The following is a 19213-nucleotide window of genomic DNA, read 5'->3' as shown; positions in this document are numbered from 1 at the left end:
TGACCTCAGTACGGCTCGGGCAAGGCCTCTGGCGTGGCGGTGGACACCACCGTGGGTGACACCATGTTGCCGCGGCCGGTGGCCCCGCCCATCATTTCCATGCGAACGCGGCCGCCGGACGCCATGCTGGGTGGCTTGAGGTGGTTATAGAGCTGCATCACGGTCTTGACGTAGTTTTTGGTTTCGGGATAGTTCGGAATCTTGTTGCCGGCACGCTGAACGGCGCCCTCGCCGGCGTTGTACGCAGCGATGGCCAGTTCGAGCTGGCCGGGAAACATGGCAATCAGATCACTGAGGTAGCTGGAGCCGGCCCGGATGTTGGTCTTGGGATCGGTGAGCCTTTTGTGGATGGTGGAATCCTTGGTGGCCCGTACGCCATAGCGCTCCGCTGTCGGCGGGATCAGCTGCATCAGCCCGACCGCACCCTTGGGCGAAACGGCCTGGGCGTTGAATCCGGATTCGGTGGCGATCAGTGCCTGCAGCAGCTCGTAGTCGATGCCGTGTTTGGCTGAAGCCTCGCGCAGCAGGTGCTTGACGGCCTTGTAGTTGGGGGACACATCAAAGTAAGCAAGCAGCTTGGGCGGCGCATTGGCCACACCGGTGGCCCGGTTGGCGCCGTTGCCGACGGCTTTGCCGCTTTTGGCAACGTTGTCGCCTGCGCTGAAACTTTCAACACCACGAAAGAAAAGCTCATAGCGCTCATCCAGCCGCACAGCCGAAAAATGCGCAATGCCGTCTTTGTCCACGTAGCCCCAGATGTCGGCATGGGCAGATTGCTGCGACAGCAGCATTAGCAGGCTCAAAAAGAAACCCGGCCAGAGCCTGGGTTTGCCACTAAAAATTTTCATAAAAGAAATCCATTGTTGATTGCTCAACCATCCAGGCAAACCTGTCGGCCTCAGGCCGTCGGAACCACGAGGTCAGCTTGCAGGAACGGTAAAACATCAAGTTATTCATCGTCACGAGTCAGGACTTCAGTGTGAGCACAATTCTTAAAACGGCCCCACCAATCATGACAATCAGCAAAACCACCATTCCCCTGTAAAACCATTTCAGCGGCTTCAGGCGCTCATCCAGTGCACTCATGTTGTGCTTGAAAGCATTTACTTCTGCATTGGCCGCTGAACTCATCCGTTCGAGTTCAGCCTGCATTTGACGGTCAATTTCCGCCAGTCTTTTTTCATCAACAGGTCCCGACCGGTTCATTCGCTGCAGCTCGGCAAACAGCAGGTCACTCTTGCGGTTTGCCTCCCTGCGGAGTTCAGCAGCTTGCTCTCGCTGCTCCGCCACGTCAATTGCTTCAAGGTAGTTCCAGCCCTTGACCCTTCGCCCACCTGATTTGTCCGCGATGAACTGGACGGCCCGAACGACGAGCTCCGGGTCTCTTCCTAAAAAATCGCAACCAAACTCTACTACCGCAGGCTTCTCCCTTAATTTGGGACCCGTCCAATGAAGCGACCTCGGCACCAAGGCAGATTTCAGCTCGTTGAACGTCGCCGGATCAAGCGCCAACATCAAGATGGCTTTCTTTTGCCCCTTGACTTCAAACTGCTTAAGGTCGATCCCGCGAATATGCTTCCAGGCGATAGCGGGCAAGCCGCAGAGCCTCAAGCCCAGCAAATCCGCCTTCAACGCGCTGCCGGATTGCCATGCGGCATAACCTGAAACAAACAAACTGCCAATGTACACAAACAATAGAACAGCAAAACTGCTCAGCAAGGCCACGGGAACCAACTTCCCTTCCTGCCAGGTCGCCCTTGCCAGCAAACCCGTTACCCCAAAAATCAGCAACAGCGCAACGACAAAACAGAGCCAGCGAAACCAGCGAAATGGCACGTCCAGCGCACTGTCGCTAAACAGCAGCGCCTCCAACGTGACCTCTTTCTCCGCCTGCTGCTTCTTTCTGGCGATGGCCTTCTCTGAAAAAATCGACAAACACAAACCACCTGCGGCAAGAGCGAAAGCAAAGCCGGAGGCCATGAATTCATGGCGCGCAAGTGCCACCGTCGCCCAGAATGCGGCAAGCACCAGTACCACGATGCCCATCACACGCGCAAACGACAGGAGAAGCCTCAAACGTCCACCTCGACGCTGTCACCGTGCAACTCCATCAGTTCGCGGCGCGCTGCGGCCTCGCCTTTGCCCATCAGCTTGGTGATGAGCGTCTCGGTTTGCAGAAAATCCTGGTTGCCCAATTGCACGGGCAACAGGCGGCGGGTGTCAGGATTGAGTGTGGTTTCCCATAATTGTTCCGCGCTCATCTCGCCCAGGCCCTTGAAGCGGCTGATGCTCCAGGCGCCTTCCTTCACGCCATCCTTGCGTAACTTGTCCAAAATGGCAATCAGCTCGCCTTCGTCCAGGGCATACACCTTGGATGCCGGCTTTTTGCCGCGGGCCGGCGCGTCCACCCGGAACAGCGGCGGCCGGGCGACATACACATTACCCGATTCGATCAATTTGGGGAAGTGGCGGAAAAAGAGGGTCAAAAGCAGCACCTGGATGTGCGAGCCGTCCACATCGGCGTCGCTCAGGATGCAGACCTTGCCGTAGCGCAGGCCGCTCAGGTCGGGCGTGTCATTGGGGCCGTGCGGATCGACGCCGATGGCGACCGCGATGTCGTGGATTTCGGTGTTGGCAAACAGGCGGTCGCGCTCGACCTCCCAGGTATTGAGCACCTTGCCGCGCAGCGGCAGGATGGCCTGGCTTTCCTTGTCGCGGCCCATCTTGGCGCTGCCGCCGGCCGAATCGCCTTCGACCAGGAAGACTTCGTTGTGCGCCAGGTCCCGGCTTTCGCAGTCGGTCAGCTTGCCGGGCAGCACGGCCACGCCGGAGCCTTTGCGTTTTTCGACCTTCTGGCCGGCTTTCTGCCGGGTTTGGGCGGCCTTGATGGCCAGTTCGGCCAGTTTGCGGCCGTAGTCGACGTGCTGATTAAGCCAGAGCTCCAGCGTCGGCCGCACAAAGCTCGACACCAGCCGTACCGCGTCGCGTGAATTGAGGCGTTCCTTGATCTGGCCCTGGAACTGCGGATCGAGCACTTTGGCGCTCAGGACATAGCTGGCACGGGCAAAAACGTCTTCGGGCAAGAGCTTGACCCCCTTGGGCAGCAGCGAATGCAGGTCGACAAAGCTCTTGACGGCATTGAAGAGGCCGTCGCGCAGGCCGCTTTCATGCGTGCCGCCGGCGCTGGTGGGAATCAGGTTGACGTAGCTTTCGCGCACCGGCTGGCCCTCTTCGGTGAAGGCCACGCACCACTGCGCGCCCTCGCCTTCGGCAAAACTCTCGTGCGAAGCGTCGGCAAAACCTTCGCCCTCAAACATCGGGATCACCGGGTCGCCGGTCAGGGTCTGCATCAGGTAGTCGCGCAGGCCGCCCTTGTAGAGCCAGGTCTGGACGTCTTTGGTTTTCTCGTTGGTCAGCGTCACCGTGACGCCGGGCATCAGCACCGCCTTGCTGCGCAGCAGGTGCGTGAGCTCGGCCATGGGCAGCGCGGCCGATTCAAAGTATTTGGAATCGGGCCAGGCGCGGACGGTGGTTCCGGTCTTGCGGTCGCCCTCGCCGTTTTTGCGCAGGTGCAGTTTCTCGGTCACGTCCCCGCCGGAGAACACCAGATGGGCGACCATACCTTCACGGTAGGAGGTGACTTCCAGGCGTTTGGACAGTGCATTCGTCACGCTCACGCCGACGCCGTGCAGGCCGCCCGAAAAGCTGTAGGCGCCGCCCTTGCCCTTGTCGAACTTGCCGCCGGCGTGCAGCCGGGTGTAGACGATCTCGATGACCGGCACCTTTTCTTCCGGGTGCAGGCCAAAGGGAACGCCCCGGCCATCGTCATCAACGCTCACCGATCCGTCGGTGTGCAGCGTCACCTTGATCTTCTTGCCGTAGCCGGCCAGGGCCTCGTCGGCGGAGTTGTCCAGCACCTCCTGGATGATGTGCAGGGGGTTGTCGGTGCGGGTGTACATGCCCGGGCGCTGCTTGACGGGCTCCAGGCCCTTGAGCACACGGATCGAGCCTTCGGAATATTCAGTGGGTAGTTTGTCAGCCATGGCAGATGAAAGAATTGCCGCAATTGTAGTCGGGGCCGCAAAAGTCACTGTACAAACATACAGCCCGTCTGATTCAAGGGTGGGAACGAAGGACGGCCCCGGCAGTGTTTCGCCATTTTCGTTACAGTCGGCAAAGAGCCTCCCGGCCGCCTCAGGCCTTTCCTTTTTTCGCCACTCGAGGCGACTCGCCCATGACCACCGACACCAAAAAACTCTCCATGCTGCAGGTGCTGATCTGCGGCGCCACCATCGTCACGCTGTCCATGGGCATTCGCCACGGTTTTGGCCTCTGGCTGCAGCCCATCACGCAGGCGCAGGGCTGGACGCGCGAGACTTTTGCCTTTGCGCTGGCGGTGCAAAACCTGTCCTGGGGGGTGTTCGGCATCTTCGCCGGCATGGCGGCCGACCGCTTTGGCGCCTTCCGCGTGATCGTGGGCGGCGCGCTGCTGTACGGGCTGGGCCTGGTGGGCATGGCGCTGTCGCCCACCGGTTTCCTGTTCACCCTGACAGCCGGCGTGCTGATTGGCGCCGCACAGGCCGGAACCACGTATGCCGTGATTTACGGCGTGATCGGGCGCAATATTTCGGCCGACAAACGCTCGTGGGCCATGGGCGTGGCCGCGGCGGCGGGCTCATTCGGCCAGTTCCTGATGGTGCCGACCGAAGGTTTGCTGATCAGCAGCCTGGGCTGGAAAGAGGCTTTGCTGGTGCTGAGCGGCGCGGTGCTGCTGATTGCGCCGCTGGCATTGGGCCTGCGCGAAGGCGGTTTTACCGGCGGGCAGCCTGCCAAACGCGAGCAAACTATCCTTCAGGCGCTGCGCGAGGCTTTCAAGTACCCGAGCTTTCAATTGCTGATGGCGGGTTACTTTGTCTGCGGCTTCCAGGTGGTGTTCATCGGCGTGCACATGCCCAGCTACCTCAAGGACAAGGGCCTGTCTCCCCAGGTGGCCAGCTATGCGCTGGCGCTGATCGGCCTCTTTAATGTGTTTGGCACCTATATTGCAGGCTCGCTGGGTCAGAAAATCGCCAAACGCAAGATCCTGGCGACGATTTATCTCTCGCGCGCCATCGTGATCGCCGTGTTCCTGGCGGCACCGCTGAGCCCCTTGAGCGTTTACATCTTTGCCAGCCTGATGGGCCTGCTGTGGCTGTCGACCATCCCGCCGACCAACGCCGTCGTGGCGCAGATCTTCGGCATCCAGCACTTGTCGATGCTGGGCGGCTTTATCTTCTTCAGCCATCAGATCGGCTCCTTCCTGGGCGTCTGGCTGGGCGGCTATTTGTATGACCGCACGGGCAGCTACGACATCGTCTGGTACATCGCGATTGCATTGGGCGTGTTTGCCGCGCTGGTGAACCTGCCGGTGCGTGAATCACCGATTGCACGCGCGGCCGTGCCCCAAGGGGCCTGAGATGGCCAAAAGAATCGGCCTGTGGACGCTTGCGATCATCGCGTCGCTGGGGGTGTTTGCCCTCTACACACGGCCGGATTTCCTGTTCACACTCGCCAACCAGGTCTGGGCCTGCTTCTAGCGCAAGGCCCTTCCCAGGGGTTTTATGTGTGTTTTGGGCTGCGGCCCAATCAGGACGGGCGCAAGCAGCTATGAAAACAATAGTAATTACCGGAGCCTCTGACGGCATAGGCGCTGAAATGGCGCGGCAATTGGCCAAAACCCACGGCGCCGGCGTGGCGCTGGTGCTGGCCGCGCGCAATGAAGCACTGCTCAATGAGGTTGCGGGCCAATGCGCCGCCCATGGGGCGCTGACCCTGGCCGTCAAAACCGATGTGTCGCAAGAGGACCAATGCCGCCAGCTGGTGGCCGCCGCCATCGGCCGGTTCGGGCAAATCGATGCCTTGATCAACAACGCAGGCATGTCGGCGCAAGCCCTTTTTGAAGACGTCAAGGCCCAGGACCTGGCCTGGTACGAACAGTTGATGCGCATCAACCTCTGGGGCAGCGTCTGGTGCACCCATGCCGCCTTGCCTTACTTAAAAGTGCGCCACGGCAGCATCGTGGCGGTCTCCAGCCTGGCGGGCCTGATCGGTGTGCCGGGCCGCACAGCCTACAGCGCCACCAAATTCGCCATGACGGGCTTCTTCGAGGCATTGCGCGCCGAGCTTAAAACGGCCGGTGTCAGCGTAACGACGGCCTACCCGGGCGTGGTCGCCACCCGCATCCGCCACCGCGGCTTCAACGCGGCCGGTGAGGCGGCCGGTGCCAGCGGCCTGAAGGAAGACGACGCCATGAGCGTGGAAGAATGCGCACGGCTCATCCTTGAGGGCATGGCGCGCCGGGAACGCGAGGTGGTCATGACGGCCAAGGGCAAGCTGGGCCGCTGGCTCAAGCTGATCGCGCCGGGCCGGGTCGAGGCGATGGCGCTCGCCGCGCTCAAAGATGACGTAAGACCATGAATACAGCCCCCACGCTTGTCACTCCGAGCCTGCGGCGCGCTGCCCCTGATCTCACTTATGGGGCGCATTTTTCCTTGGGGCGGCCCGGCGGAAAAACCCTATGACCGGTACCGCGCATGGCACGGAACCACCCTCCGCCTGGGTGCAGCGCTGGTCGCACCTGGTGCCTGAGCGCGGCGTAGTGCTGGACGTGGCCTGCGGCCATGGCCGTCATGCCCGCTGGTTTTATGAACGAAATCACCCTCTGGCCCTTGTGGATCTTGCGCAAGCAGCTATCGAATTCATAGCATCAGCTCTTCCCACGCGCCCCGCCCAAACCGTTGAAGCCGTGGTGGCCGACATTGAGGAAGGTCCCTGGCCTTTTGAAGGACGACAGTTTGAAGCCGTCATCGTCACCAATTACCTGTGGCGGCCGCTCCTGCCCACGCTGCTGGCCAGCCTGGCGCCGGGTGGCGTGCTGATTTACGAAACTTTTACGCAGGGCAATGAAACGGTAGGCAAACCCTCGCGCCCCGACTTTTTACTGCGTCCCGGTGAATTGCTGCAGGTCTGCCAGGGCCTGAAAGTGGTGGCCTTCGAGGAGGGTTTTGAGGAGCGTCCGCCACGCTTTGTCCAGCGCATCGCCGCCGTCCGCGACTCAGCCAGCACCGCGGGTTTATCCGCCCCCCTTCATACCGCGGAAGGGGGTCCACCCCGCTATAGACTGACCTAGGCTCTGGGTAGAATGCAGGATTGGCCTTTTCCGGGGCCGGCTTGAAGCTGTTCAGGCCGGAACACCCCAGATACCTGCATGGCCGCGAACGTTTACAAGCAGAGCATGAAACCCATTACTGGCAGCATCGTTGCACTGGCAACGCCCTTGCACGAAGACGGCAGCGTAGATTACCCCACCCTGCGCAAGCTGGTTGACTGGCACATTGCCGAAGGGACCGACTGCATCGGCGTGGTCGGCACCACCGGCGAATCCCCAACCGTCAATGTCGAAGAACATTGCGAAATCATCCGGGTGTCAGTTGAGCAGGCCAAAAAGCGCGTGCCGATCATGGCTGGCTGCGGTGCCAACTCAACGGCCGAAGCCATCGAATTGGCCAAATTTGCCAAAGGCGTTGGCGCGGACTGCCAGCTGCAGGTCGTCCCTTATTACAACAAGCCCACCCAGGAAGGCCAGTACCGGCACTTCAAGGCGATTGCGGAAGCGGTTGGCGACCTCCCCACCGTGCTTTACAACGTGCCCGGCCGCACCGTCGCCGATATGGCGCATGCCACCGTGCTGCGCCTGGCCCAGGTGCCCGGCATTGTCGGCATCAAGGAAGCCACCGGCAATATCGAGCGCGCCCAGTGGCTGATCAAGGAAGTGCCCAAGGGCTTTGCCGTGTATTCAGGCGACGACCCGACCGCGGTGGCGCTGATGCTTTGCGGCGGCCAGGGCAATGTCAGCGTGACAGCCAACGTCGCGCCCCGCCTCATGCATGAACTCTGCGTGGCCGCAGTGGCCGGCGACACCCGTCGCGCCATGGAGCTGCAACTTAAATTGCTGCCGCTGCATCGAAACCTCTTTGTCGAAGCCAACCCGATTCCCGTCAAGTGGGCCATGGCCCGCATGGGTCTTTGCGGTGGGACGTTGCGCCTGCCGATGACGCCGCTGGAAGCATCGAATGAAGCCACCGTGGAAAGCGCCTTGCGCATCTGCGGCCTGATCTGATTTGCCTGATCTGATTTTTAAGGGAACCCAAGTGAAGATATTGCCAACACATCCTGCATTTTCCAAAGCCCGGAGCGCCGCAACCGTGTCTGCACTGGTTGCCCTCAGCCTGCTCGCCGGCTGCTCTTCCATCAGGGATGTGATGGAAGGCGAACGCGTCGACTACAAAAGCAGCGGCGCCAAAGCCCCTTCCCTGGCGATCCCTCCCGACCTGACACAACTCAGCCGCGAAACCCGTTATGTGGTGCCCGGTACGGCGGTGTCCGCCAGCAGCTACCAGGTTGGCCAGCCGACACAGGCCGTGCAGACAGCCGCAGTGACCGTGGGCGACGTTCGCATCGAACGCGCAGGAAGCCAGCGCTGGCTGGTGGTGAACCGGCCGGCAGACAAGCTCTGGACGCCCGTGCGCGATTTCTGGCTGGAGAGCGGCTTCCTGCTGTCCCAGGACCAGGAAAACCTCGGCATCATGGAAACCGATTACGCTGAAAACCGCGCCAAGCTCCCGCAGGATTTCATCCGCAACACTATCGGCAAAGTATTCGACAGCCTGTACTCCACAGGTGAACGCGACAAGTTCCGCACACGGCTGGAGCGCCGCCCTGATGGCGGCACCGAAATCTATGTCAGCCACCGCGGTATGGTCGAGGTGCTGACCGGCGTCAAGGCCGGCTCCACCGGCGGCGACAGCACCATGTGGCAACCCCGCCCTGCCGACCCGGAGCTGGAAGCCGAATTCCTGCGCCGCCTGATGGTCAAGCTGGGTGTCACGCAAGAGCAATCGAAGGCCCTGGTGGCCGCCGGTGCAGACAAACAAACCTCGCGGATCGCCACTGTCAACAGCCAGCCCGTCGTGCAGATCGACGAAGGCTTTGAACGTGCATGGCGCCGCGTCGGACTGGCACTGGACCGCACCGGGTTCACGGTTGAAGACCGCGACCGCAGCCAGGGAACCTACTTCGTGCGCTACGTCGAGCCCATCGTGAACAAAACCGAGCCCGGTTTCTTCAGCAAGCTGTTCAGCGGCTCGCCAGCCGCCGTGCCGCCGTTGAAGTACCGTATCGCCGTCAAGAGCCAGGGTGAAAGCACCACGGTGTCGGTCCTCAATGCCCAGGGTGCCCCTGAAGCATCGGCCAATGCCCAGCGCATCATCCAGGTGATTGCCGACGATCTGCGGTAAATCCCGGTTCGTGATCCTGTTCATCCCGACTGAAGATTCCATACCGGTGTGCTGAGGTTCAAAAGCCTGGGCAGTGGCAGTTCAGGCAATGCCACACTGGTTGAAGCGTCGGGGATCACGCCGCTTCGCATTCTTGTCGACTGCGGGTTGGGGCTCAAGCACCTGCTCTACAGGCTCGGTGAGGCGGGCCTGCAACCCGAAGACATCCACGCCGTGTTCATCACCCATGAGCACGGTGACCACATCGGTTGCGCGCGGTCACTGTCGCTTCGCTACCGGATCCCGGTCTGGATGAGCCATGGCACCCACGCAGGCATAGGGGCACCAGATTTTGACGGGTTGCTGCACAAGGCGCGCGACGGGAAAGCCATTGACCTCGGCGGCATGCAGCTGACGCCTTTTACGGTGCCCCACGATGCCCGGGAACCCTTGCAGCTCAGCTGCACCGATGGCTCGGCAAAGCTGGGAATCCTCACTGATCTCGGTCATGCCACTTCGCATGTACTGGAACACCTTGGGGGCTGCGACGCCCTGATGCTGGAGTGCAACCACGATTCCGACATGCTGGCCCAATCGTCCTATCCCGCATTCCTGAAGCGGCGGGTGGGCGGCCAATTTGGGCATCTTTCCAATACGGCCGCTGCGGATGTCGCCCGCGGCGTCATGCATCAGGGGCTACGCCACCTGGTGGCAGCCCATCTCAGCGCGCAAAACAACCGGCCGGAGCTGGTGCAAGCCCTGATGGCCGAGGCCCTGGGCTGTGGCGCAGAAGACATTATTGTGGCCAGGCCCGACGTCGGCACACGCTGGATCCATATCTGAGGAAGGGTCGTGGGCCCTGCAATGCGGGTGCATACCGGCCATCGCGGCAAACAAGCGCCCATAAAAAAGCCGCCTCGCGGCGGCTTTTTTCGACTCGCTGAAGAATTACTTCGCAGCGCTGGCTGGAGCGGCGGTAGCAGCGGCAGCAGCGGCAGCAGCGTCAGCAGCAGGTGCCGATGCAGGTGCAGATGCGGCAGCGGCAGGAGCCGATGCGTCAGCAGCAGGGGCTGGAGCTGGTGCAGCAACTGGAGCTGGTGCTGGAGCTTCTTCTTTCTTGCCGCAAGCAGCCAGAGCAACAGCGGCAACGATAGCTGCCAAAACGAGTGACTTGTTCATTTTTACGATCCTTGATGATATTTAAGAAAACAATTTCCGGAAATTGCCAAAAGAAAACCCAAACCGGAATTCAAGTTATTTTTGACCGGGGAAAGGACTCGAGCTCTTTCTACCCAGCTTTAAATTATATGCCGGATATTACAAATGGGAACGCAAGCCGGAAAACCCTAAGCCAGCCTTTACAGGCCTGTAGCGCCCTCAGACGCACAAATGCCCGCCTTAAAGCCCCAGCGTGGTGGCGGGGAACGACGGCGAACTTTTCAGCAAACGCTCATTGATGCGCTCCCTCAACGCCACCCGCCTCGCAACCTCAGAGCCGGCAATGCCAGTGCAGCGCTGCACATCCAGCCGCTCAAAGACCCAGCCGGGGCCGAGCAAGGCGCTGGGCATATCGTCCGCCGCACCCGACGCATTGGCACGGCATTCCACAATGTGCGCCCAGGTACGCCGCCAGGTGACGAACCGGGCGTGCCGCCTGACCACTTCATCGTAGTTTTTTGCCAGCATCGTGAATTTCCGGCCCGTCATGGACCAATCATTCAGCGCCTGAACGACTGCACGTTCTCCCAGGGGCCAGTCTTCGAAATCGGGATCGCACACAATGATTTCACGCCACCCCTGTGCGGCTGCCGCTGAAAGCGACTTCCTGATCAACTCCGTGAAATCGCTGCGGCCGGTAAACCGGCCTTCCAGCAAGGCGGGCGGCAGGGCAGAACTGGTTTTTTCCGTATCCATAAAACGTCTCCAGGCTGTTTGGCAATCAGGTCAGTCGTCTTCCGCAGGCAGCGTCTGCCGCAACCAGCCCGCGTCGTGCCAGTCGCCCAGCAGCGCGATGGCAGATGCGCCAGCCTTGCGCAGCTCCCGGGGGGCCAGGCTGCGCTGGTCGGCCAGGCGGTGCATCAGGGCAGCATCGGCACCTTTGGCGCGATAGCTTTCGCCATTGATAAACACATGGTCGCTGTCATACATCATCCGCGTGCGTGTGTCGAGATGCACGCCGGCACTCCCCTGCCGCGCCGCATCGACATCCCACTCGCACTCCACCTCATCAAACCATACCGAAGGCTTGGGTTCGGTCATGTATTCGCCCAGGGCGCAAGCCACGGCCAGGGGATCTTTCAACGCGTCCAGAACCGCCTGGCCGGCGAAGGCCGTGAGCTCTGACGGCATGGCGGCCGGTGTTGGGGTTGCGGCCTGCCCCGCATCGCGGTACAGGCGGGGCCGTGCCTTGCGGCCGAGTTCTTCCGCGGCAGATTCATCACCCTCATGGCGATCGTCCTCAGTGAACTCGGCCAGGCGATGCAGCAGTTCCGCGGCAAGTTCCCCCTGTGCAGGCGACCTGAATCCGATGGAATATGTCATGCAATCTGCAGGTTTTCCGTCGGCCTGCAGCGACGCCTCGGCAATGCCGTCGTGGGCATAGCGCGGAGGCAGGTAGAGCATGTCGCCCGCTTCCAGTACAAACTCTTCCTCAGGAACAAAATTCTGGAGGATTTTCAGCGGCACGCCTTCCTGCAGCGTCAGGTCTTTCTGCCGCCCGATCTTCCATCGCCGCCGGCCGCTGGCCTGCAGCAGAAACACGTCATAGCTGTCAAAGTGCGGCCCAACGCCGCCGCCGGGCGTGGCAAACGAAATCATCAGGTCGTCGAGCCGGGCATCAGGCACAAAACGGAACTTCTGCAAAAGCGCATGCGCGCCGGCGTCATGCAGGTCCACCCCCTGCACCAGCAAGGTCCAGGCTTTCTGGCTCAGCGGCGGGAGGCTTCGCGCGGCAAAAGGCCCCTGTTTCATCCGCCATCCCTTGGGCTGCTGGACGATCAGCCGGGACTCGACTTGCTCACGCGACGCGAGCCTGAACAGTGCTGCGCGGCTGAGCACAGGTTGCAGCCCCGGCAGCGCCTGGCGGATGAGAAGCGGCTTTTTTTGCCAGTGCCGGCGCATGAATTGCGCCGGGCTCAGGCCGGCGAGGAGCTCTAGAGATTGATTTACATCCATGGGACAATTGTCGGATGAAAATCACCCCGCAATGCGTCGTAGCCCTGACATGGACGCTGAAAGACACTCTGGGCGATGTGCTGGACGAGCTGGACGAACCCATCGAGTTTTTACTCGGCGGCGATGATCTCCTCGCGAAGATCGAGGAGGCACTGCAAGGCCATGAAGCCGGAGAGAAGCTTGAGCTGCACCTTGAGCCCGAAAACGCCTTCGGTGACTACGACGAGAATCTGGTTTTCCTCGAACCCCGCAAGATTTTTCCAGCCGAACTGGAAGAAGGCATGACCTTCGACGGCATGGCCCTTCCGCCAGGAAGCAGCGGGCAAGCGCCTCATGATCATATTTACACCGTGACCGAGATCTACCCCGATCACGTCGTGCTCGATGGCAACCATCCCCTTGCGGGCATTGCCATCCGGTTGAACCTCAAGGTTGAAGCCGTGCGCGAAGCCAGCGAAGAGGAAATCGGCCAGGGCTCACTTGGTACCGGTTTTTTCAAACTTGAGCCGATCACACCGGGAAGTGGCACGCTGCACTGAGACGCGTGCAATTCCAGGCGTAAAAAAGCCGGCCCTTCCCTGCGGGAGTAGCCGGCTCTTCATATGCGGAGGAACCGCAGCTTTACATGACCCGGTTGATCTGGCCGTTTTCGATCTTTACGCGGTCTCCCACGCGAAGGTTGCCGTAGCTGGGCACGTCGTAGGCGCGTGAGCTGCCATTGTCCAGTTGCACGGAGACGCGATAGCTTTCACGAATGGTCGCATTGCGGTTCTTTTCAATGGCGTTGCCGGCCACTGCGCCGCCCACCGCACCCACCACGGTTGCAGCATCCTTGCCGCTGCCGCCACCGATCTGGTGACCCACCACAGCACCCGCCACACCGCCCAGGACAGCACCCACGCCAGAGCCGCGGCCCTTTTCCGTAGTCTGGATGGCTTCCACATTGATGACCCGTCCGTACTCAACATAAGCATTCTGCTGATTGGCGGGATAGGACGAAGAAGCGGGATAGGTTGAGGTGGTGGCCGGGTAGGACGAATCGCCGCTGGGGCTCATGGGCGCGCAAGCAGCCAAGCCCACCAGTGCCAGCACAGCGGAAGCCGAGGAAATAAAGCGGAATGTGTTTTGCATGAGTCTCTCCTGTTAATAAGTTCATGAGCTTCCCGGCCCCTGCCATCGGCTTCACGCTAGCGAGAAGCCGATACCAGGAGCGCGGAGACTCCCATGACCCATTAAGGGCACGCCGCAGCAAATACAAGGTGGGGATTAGAGCTGTCGCGGCGTGGGAGCCGTGTCGCAGGGGTTGTAGGAAAACACCCTCCCCTGACGCCTTTTGCCCGCCAGCGCCAGCCCTTCAGGCGGTCAGGCTTTGCCCGTGGAGCCGTACCCGCCTTCGCCACGCTCACTGGCGGGAAATTCCGCCACCACATTGAACTGCGCCTGCACCACCGGCACGATCATCAGCTGGGCGATCCGCTCCATCGGCTCAATGGTGAATGGCACATCGCTGCGGTTCCAGGCGCTGACCATCAGCTGCCCTTGGTAATCACTGTCGATCAGGCCGACCAGGTTGCCCAGCACGATGCCGTGCTTGTGGCCCAGCCCCGAGCGCGGCAGGATGAGCGCGGCATAGCCGGGGTTGTGCAGGTAGATCGCAATGCCGGTCGGTACCAGTTGCCACGCGTTGGCGGCCAGCGTCAGGGGCGCCTCCAGGCAGGCGCGCAGGTCCAGGCCGGCGCTGCCGGGCGTGGCGTAAGCAGGAAGGTTGTCCTGAAGGCGGGGGTCGAGAATCTTGACGTCGATGAGCATGAATTATTTTTTCTTCGGTTGTTGATTTTTTTGCGCCTCTTCGGCGGCCTGCCGGGCGAGCTCGCGCAGCCGCTGGACCAGCGCACCCGAGGAGTTGCGGTTGGCCTTGAAGACCACCCAGGCCCCATAGACCAGCAGCGCGGGCAAAAACAAAAAGCCCGCGCCGGGCAGCACTTCGGAGAGCGCCTGGGTAGCGATCCACAACACTACTACCCATCTAACGTGGCTGAGGAAGGACATGCCAGCCAAAGGCGCCAGCGCAGCCTTCACCGAAGGCGTGCCTGAACTCGCTGAAAACCGGGGGTTGGCGGAAACACCCGCCTGGGGTTTGAGCAAATCCTCACGCACTCCCGCAGCGGCATTGGCGCCAGTCAGGCGCTCCACGTAGCTGGCGAAATCACCGTCAGGCGGTGTGTCCGAGGGGTGATTCATGGTGCAGCCGCCTTTCCGTGCGATGGCCCGGCCGCCATCCGGGCGGCGATCTCCTGCACCAGACGGCGCGCCAGCGAGAGCTTGGAAGCCCTGGGCAGCGCGGTGCTACCCTCCGCATCTACCAGCAGCAACGCGTTGTGGTCCTGACCGAAAGTGTCGGGGCCGATGTTTCCGACCAGCAGCGGCACTTTTTTGCGCAGGCGCTTGGCCCCGGCGTTGTCGGCCAGGTCATGGCTTTCAGCGGCAAAACCCACGCAGAATAACCGGCCGGCCTGGGCGGCGGGTGACTGGGCGACAGTGGCCAGGATGTCCGTGTTTTCGGTAAACACCAGCTGCGGCGTCTGGCCGGAGCCGTCTTTCTTGATCTTCTGCGTTGAAGGCGCGGCCGGCCGCCAGTCAGCGACAGCCGCAGTTGCTATAAAAATAGTAGCTGCTTGCGCATGCCCTGTAACGGCTTCAAGCATATTTTGTGCAGATTTGACGTCAATGCGATTGACCCCGCGTGGCGTTGACAGCCCGACCGGGCCCGCAACAAGAGTGACCTCTGCTCCTGCTTCGTGCGCCGCCCGCGCAATGGCAAAACCCATTTTCCCGCTCGACAGGTTGGTGATGCCGCGCACGGGATCTATGGCCTCATAGGTCGGTCCGGCCGTGACCAGCACATGCTGCCCGGCCAGCACCTTGGGCGCAAAGAAGGCAATCAGGTCTTCGAGGATCTGCTCAGGCTCCAGCATGCGTCCGTCGCCGGTCTCGCCGCAGGCCTGAAAACCACTGCCCACGCCCAGCACCGTGGCACCATCACCGGCCAGTTGGACAAAATTGCGTTGGGTCGCCGGGTGCGCATACATCTCACGGTTCATGGCCGGGGCCACCAGCAACGGGACCTTGTCGATGGGCCGGGCCAGGCACATCAGGCTCAGCAGGTCGTCGGCACGCCCGTGAAGCAGCTTGGCCATGAAATCGGCGCTCATGGGCGCAACCAGGATCGCATCGGATTCGCGCGACAGGTTGATGTGCGCCATGTTGTTCGCTTCACGGCTGTCCCACTGGCTGGTGTAGACCGGCCGTCCGCTCAGGGCCTGCATGGTGACGGGCGTGATGAACTGCTCGGCAGCTTCGGTCATGACTACCTGCACCGTGGCACCCGCCTTGATCAGCGCCCGGCACAGTTCAGCGGCCTTGTAGCATGCAATGCCACCCGACAGGCCCAGCACGATGTGTCTGCCGGCCAAGTCCAGGGCTTCATTGCCGTCCGGGCCGCTTCCCATGGGATTCACTTGATTCGTCATGTTCCGCAATGTATCTCAGTTGGAGGAAAGGCCCCCACGCTTTTCGCTTCGCGTAATGCGCTGCCCCCCGAGGGGGCGCTGCGCCTGCGGCCCGGCTAAGCCGGTTCCGCGGCCCCGGCTTGCTTGGTCAACACCGGCCAGCCTTACGTGGGCTGCGAGCCACCGTGCAAGCCCGAACAGCTGTGGGCTGAAATTCAGTATCCCCTGCAAGAAGTAACCCGGCGGGCAACCCGTATAATCTCCGTTTACCACCTCTACGAACTTGCGGTTCGTACCTGACATGACCAAATTTGTCTTCGTCACCGGCGGTGTGGTGTCTTCCCTGGGCAAGGGAATCGCCTCAGCCTCCTTAGCTGCGATCCTCGAATCGCGAGGCCTCAAAGTCACTTTAATCAAGCTCGATCCCTACCTGAATGTGGATCCGGGCACCATGTCGCCCTTCCAGCATGGCGAAGTTTTTGTGACCGACGACGGCGCCGAGACCGACCTGGATCTCGGCCACTATGAGCGTTTCATCGAAACGCGCATGCGCAAGGCCAACAACTTCACCACCGGCCAGATCTACAAAAGCGTGCTTGAGAAAGAACGCCGTGGCGACTACCTGGGCAAGACCGTGCAGGTCATCCCGCACGTCACCAACGAAATCCAGGAATTCGTCAAGCGCGGCGCCGGCTACGAGACGGCTGATGCGGTCGACGTGGCCATCGTCGAAATCGGCGGCACCGTCGGCGACATCGAGTCCCTGCCCTTTCTTGAAGCCGTGCGCCAGATGAGCCTGCGCCTGGGCGCCAACAACACCGCCTTCGTTCACCTGAGCTACGTGCCCTGGATCGCCGCCGCCGGCGAGCTCAAGACCAAGCCGACCCAGCACACCGCCAAGCAACTGCGTGAAATCGGCATCCAGGCCGACGTGCTGCTGTGCCGTGCCGACCGCCGCATTCCCAACGAAGAGCGCGAAAAAATCTCGCTGTTCTCCAACGTTCCCGAGTGGGGCGTGATCTCGATGTGGGACGTCGACACCATTTACAAAGTGCCCCGCATGCTGCACGAACAGGGCCTGGACGGCCTGATCTGCGACAAGCTACGCCTGAACACGCCACCGGCCAACCTCAAGCGCTGGGACGACCTGGTCTACGAGACCGAGCATCCGCAGACCGAAGTGCACATCGCCATGGTCGGCAAGTACGTAGACCTTTCAGACAGCTACAAGTCGCTTAACGAAGCCCTGCGCCACGCCGGCATGAAGAACCACGCCAAGGTGGTCATCGAGTATGTCGACTCCGAAACCATCACGCAGGACAATGTCTCGCGCCTGGCGCGCTTTGACGGCATCCTGGTGCCCGGCGGCTTCGGTATACGCGGCGTCGAAGGCAAGATCTGCGCGGCCCGCTTCGCCCGCGAGCAAAAGATGCCTTACCTTGGCATCTGCCTGGGCATGCAGGTAGCGACCATCGAATTCGCGCGCCATGTGGCTGGCCTGAAGGACGCCAACAGCACCGAGTTCGACCCCGCCACACCGCACCCCGTGATCGCGCTGATCACCGAGTGGAAAGACGCCGACGGCACGATCAAGACACGCAATGCCAAATCCGACCTGGGCGGCACCATGCGCCTGGGCGCGCAAAGCTCGGACGTCGCAGCCGGCACGCTGGCCCACAAAATTTATGGTGACGTGGTGACAGAACGCCACCGCCACCGCTATGAAGCCAACGTCAACTACCTCGATGCCCTGCGTGCGTCGGGCCTGGTCATCTCCGCGCTAACGCAGCGCGAGCAACTCACCGAAATCGTCGAGCTGCCGCAAGACGTCCACCCCTGGTTTGTCGGCGTGCAGTTCCACCCCGAGTTCAAGTCCACGCCTTGGGATGGCCACCCGCTGTTCAATGCCTATATTGCGGCCGTACTCCAACAGCGCGCCACGGCAGGCCAGGACCCGAAAGCTGCCGCCAAGCCCCTCAAGGCGGTAGCCTGACCATGAAACTCTGCGGATTCGACATTGGCCTGAACCAACCCTTCTTCCTCATCGCCGGCCCCTGCGTGGTGGAGTCCGAGCAATTGCAGATGGACACCGCCGGTACGCTCAAGGAAATCACTTCCTCGCTGGGTATTCCCTTCATCTTCAAGAGCAGTTTCGACAAGGCCAATCGCACCAGCGAGACGGCCTTTCGTGGACTGGGCACGGAAAAAGGACTGGAGATCCTGGCCAAGGTCAAAAAGGAAATTGGCGTGCCGGTGCTGACCGACATCCACTCCGAAGACCAGATCGCCCAGGTCGCCAAGGTCGTCGATGTGCTGCAAACGCCGGCCCTGCTGTGCCGCCAGACCGACTTCATCCACGCCGTCGCGCTGTCCGGCCTGCCGGTCAATATCAAGAAGGGCCAATTCATGGCCCCGGGCGACATGAAGAACGTCATCACCAAGGCGCGCGCGGCCGTCAAGGCGGCCGGTCTGCCGGAAGACAACTTCATGGCCTGCGAACGCGGCGCCAGCTTTGGCTACAACAATCTGGTCAGCGACATGCGCAGCCTGGCCATCATGCGGGAGACCAACGCGCCGGTCGTGTTTGACGCGACCCACTCGGTGCAGCTGCCCGGCGGCCAGGGCACCAGCAGCGGCGGCGTACGCGAGATGGTGCCGGTGCTGGCGCGTGCCGCGGTGGCCGTCGGCGTCTCTGGCCTGTTCATGGAAACCCATCCAGACCCGGCCAGGGCCTTGTGCGACGGCCCCAATGCCGTACCGCTCAAGCACATGAAGGCGCTACTGGAAACACTGCTCGAACTGGATCGTGTCACCAAGAAAAACGGCTTCCTCGAAAACAACTTCAGCGCCTGAGCCAGCGATCCATCCCGGAAACCTACACAAGCCATGACATTCGCCTACATCATTGTCGACATGAAGATCACCGACCCCGAGCAGTACAAGCAGTACATGGCGGCCGCGCCCGCCGCGGTTGCAGCCGCTGGGGGCGAATACCTGGTGCGCGGTGGCAAGTTTGAGGCGCTGGAAGGCACCTGGCAACCTGCACGCGTCGCCATGCTGCGCTTTCCCAGCTACGAAAAGGCCAAGGCCTTTTATGACGACGAAATGTACCGCGCCGCACGTGCCAAGCGTGCTGGCGCCACCGAGTTTTTCAATATGGTCCTGGTCGAAGGCGTTGCCGCCCCGGTCTGATCCCCTCTCTACAAAAAAAGGAAC

General features: G+C 61.5%; 20 protein-coding genes. 10 read left to right on the top strand and 10 right to left on the bottom strand.

Annotated features, from left to right (window positions below; translation table 11 throughout):
- Window positions 1–5 precede the first annotated feature (5 nt).
- From AC1D13_RS03110 to AC1D13_RS03100, 3 genes are all read right to left on the bottom strand, one after another.
- Window positions 6–848: a lytic transglycosylase domain-containing protein gene (locus AC1D13_RS03110; RefSeq protein ID WP_457278921.1), complete on the bottom strand. Its 843-nt coding sequence runs from the start codon at window positions 846–848 to the stop codon at window positions 6–8.
- A 118-nt stretch (window positions 849–966) separates the two neighbouring features.
- The gene (locus AC1D13_RS03105; protein ID WP_457278922.1) at window positions 967–2076 is read right to left on the bottom strand and encodes a hypothetical protein; all 1110 of its coding nucleotides are present in this window, start codon (window positions 2074–2076) and stop codon (window positions 967–969) included.
- Window positions 2073–4043 carry a DNA topoisomerase IV subunit B gene (locus tag AC1D13_RS03100; protein ID WP_477667469.1) on the bottom strand — a complete coding sequence of 657 codons (1971 nt, stop codon included), beginning with the start codon at window positions 4041–4043 and terminating at the stop codon, window positions 2073–2075. Before AC1D13_RS03100 ends, AC1D13_RS03105 begins: the two co-directional genes overlap by 4 nt.
- 191 nt (window positions 4044–4234) lie before the next feature.
- Between AC1D13_RS03100 and AC1D13_RS03095 the strand changes: the two genes are divergently transcribed.
- From AC1D13_RS03095 to AC1D13_RS03070, 6 genes are all read left to right on the top strand, one after another.
- Complete coding sequence (locus AC1D13_RS03095) at window positions 4235–5455, top strand: MFS transporter (protein WP_457278924.1); 1221 nt, start codon at window positions 4235–4237, stop codon at window positions 5453–5455.
- 191 nt (window positions 5456–5646) lie between these two features.
- Window positions 5647–6456 (top strand): SDR family oxidoreductase, encoded by an 810-nt coding sequence (locus AC1D13_RS03090; RefSeq protein WP_457278925.1) that lies wholly within the window; start codon window positions 5647–5649, stop codon window positions 6454–6456.
- Between the two features lie 100 nt (window positions 6457–6556).
- Window positions 6557–7168, top strand: coding sequence for a class I SAM-dependent methyltransferase (locus AC1D13_RS03085; RefSeq protein WP_477667471.1), 612 nt, complete (start codon window positions 6557–6559; stop codon window positions 7166–7168).
- Between the two features lie 105 nt (window positions 7169–7273).
- Window positions 7274–8158 carry a 4-hydroxy-tetrahydrodipicolinate synthase gene (dapA, locus tag AC1D13_RS03080; protein ID WP_477688916.1) on the top strand — a complete coding sequence of 295 codons (885 nt, stop codon included), beginning with the start codon at window positions 7274–7276 and terminating at the stop codon, window positions 8156–8158.
- Window positions 8159–8189: 31 nt separating this feature from the next.
- The gene (bamC, locus tag AC1D13_RS03075) at window positions 8190–9335 is read left to right on the top strand and encodes an outer membrane protein assembly factor BamC (RefSeq protein ID WP_457278928.1); all 1146 of its coding nucleotides are present in this window, start codon (window positions 8190–8192) and stop codon (window positions 9333–9335) included.
- Between the two features lie 48 nt (window positions 9336–9383).
- Window positions 9384–10157: an MBL fold metallo-hydrolase gene (locus AC1D13_RS03070; RefSeq protein ID WP_457278929.1), complete on the top strand. Its 774-nt coding sequence runs from the start codon at window positions 9384–9386 to the stop codon at window positions 10155–10157.
- A gap of 105 nt (window positions 10158–10262) precedes the next feature.
- Here the strand turns inward: AC1D13_RS03070 and AC1D13_RS03065 are convergent, their stop codons facing one another.
- From AC1D13_RS03065 to AC1D13_RS03055, 3 genes are all read right to left on the bottom strand, one after another.
- Window positions 10263–10493, bottom strand: a complete 231-nt coding sequence (locus AC1D13_RS03065) for a hypothetical protein (RefSeq protein ID WP_457278930.1) — start codon at window positions 10491–10493, stop codon at window positions 10263–10265.
- A gap of 219 nt (window positions 10494–10712) precedes the next feature.
- On the bottom strand, window positions 10713–11228 hold the full coding sequence (locus tag AC1D13_RS03060; RefSeq protein ID WP_477688915.1) for a hypothetical protein: 516 nt from the start codon (window positions 11226–11228) through the stop codon (window positions 10713–10715).
- Between the two features lie 30 nt (window positions 11229–11258).
- Entirely contained in the window at window positions 11259–12488 is a 1230-nt protein-coding gene (locus tag AC1D13_RS03055) for a JmjC domain-containing protein (RefSeq protein ID WP_477688914.1), read from the bottom strand.
- 14 nt (window positions 12489–12502) lie between these two features.
- Here AC1D13_RS03055 and AC1D13_RS03050 point away from each other — a divergent pair, with 14 nt between their 5' ends.
- Window positions 12503–13027, top strand: a complete 525-nt coding sequence (locus AC1D13_RS03050; RefSeq protein WP_457278933.1) for an FKBP-type peptidyl-prolyl cis-trans isomerase — start codon at window positions 12503–12505, stop codon at window positions 13025–13027.
- 82 nt (window positions 13028–13109) lie between these two features.
- Here the strand turns inward: AC1D13_RS03050 and AC1D13_RS03045 are convergent, their stop codons facing one another.
- The 4 genes from AC1D13_RS03045 to coaBC all read right to left on the bottom strand — a co-directional run bounded on the left by AC1D13_RS03045 (window position 13110) and on the right by coaBC (window position 15997).
- Window positions 13110–13619: an outer membrane lipoprotein gene (locus tag AC1D13_RS03045; RefSeq protein ID WP_457278934.1), complete on the bottom strand. Its 510-nt coding sequence runs from the start codon at window positions 13617–13619 to the stop codon at window positions 13110–13112.
- Window positions 13620–13850: 231 nt separating this feature from the next.
- Entirely contained in the window at window positions 13851–14297 is a 447-nt protein-coding gene (gene dut, locus AC1D13_RS03040; RefSeq protein ID WP_457278935.1) for a dUTP diphosphatase, read from the bottom strand.
- A 3-nt stretch (window positions 14298–14300) separates the two neighbouring features.
- A complete protein-coding gene (locus AC1D13_RS03035) occupies window positions 14301–14729 on the bottom strand; it encodes a hypothetical protein (protein ID WP_457278936.1) in 429 nt (142 codons plus the stop codon).
- Window positions 14726–15997, bottom strand: coding sequence for a bifunctional phosphopantothenoylcysteine decarboxylase/phosphopantothenate--cysteine ligase CoaBC (gene coaBC / locus AC1D13_RS03030; protein WP_477688913.1), 1272 nt, complete (start codon window positions 15995–15997; stop codon window positions 14726–14728). The genes AC1D13_RS03035 and coaBC overlap by 4 nt, the downstream gene beginning before the upstream one ends.
- 301 nt (window positions 15998–16298) lie before the next feature.
- Between coaBC and AC1D13_RS03025 the strand changes: the two genes are divergently transcribed.
- The 3 genes from AC1D13_RS03025 to AC1D13_RS03015 are packed head-to-tail and all read left to right on the top strand — an operon-like array spanning window position 16299 to window position 19189.
- On the top strand, window positions 16299–17990 hold the full coding sequence (locus AC1D13_RS03025; RefSeq protein ID WP_457278938.1) for a CTP synthase: 1692 nt from the start codon (window positions 16299–16301) through the stop codon (window positions 17988–17990).
- Between the two features lie 2 nt (window positions 17991–17992).
- Window positions 17993–18850 carry a 3-deoxy-8-phosphooctulonate synthase gene (gene kdsA / locus AC1D13_RS03020; protein ID WP_477688912.1) on the top strand — a complete coding sequence of 286 codons (858 nt, stop codon included), beginning with the start codon at window positions 17993–17995 and terminating at the stop codon, window positions 18848–18850.
- Between the two features lie 33 nt (window positions 18851–18883).
- Window positions 18884–19189 (top strand): DUF1330 domain-containing protein, encoded by a 306-nt coding sequence (locus AC1D13_RS03015; RefSeq protein WP_457278940.1) that lies wholly within the window; start codon window positions 18884–18886, stop codon window positions 19187–19189.
- Window positions 19190–19213: the final 24 nt, after the last annotated feature.

The sequence above is a fragment of the Polaromonas sp. P1_E12 genome (assembly GCF_056405975.1).
This window is presented reverse-complemented; position numbering and strand designations above follow the sequence as displayed.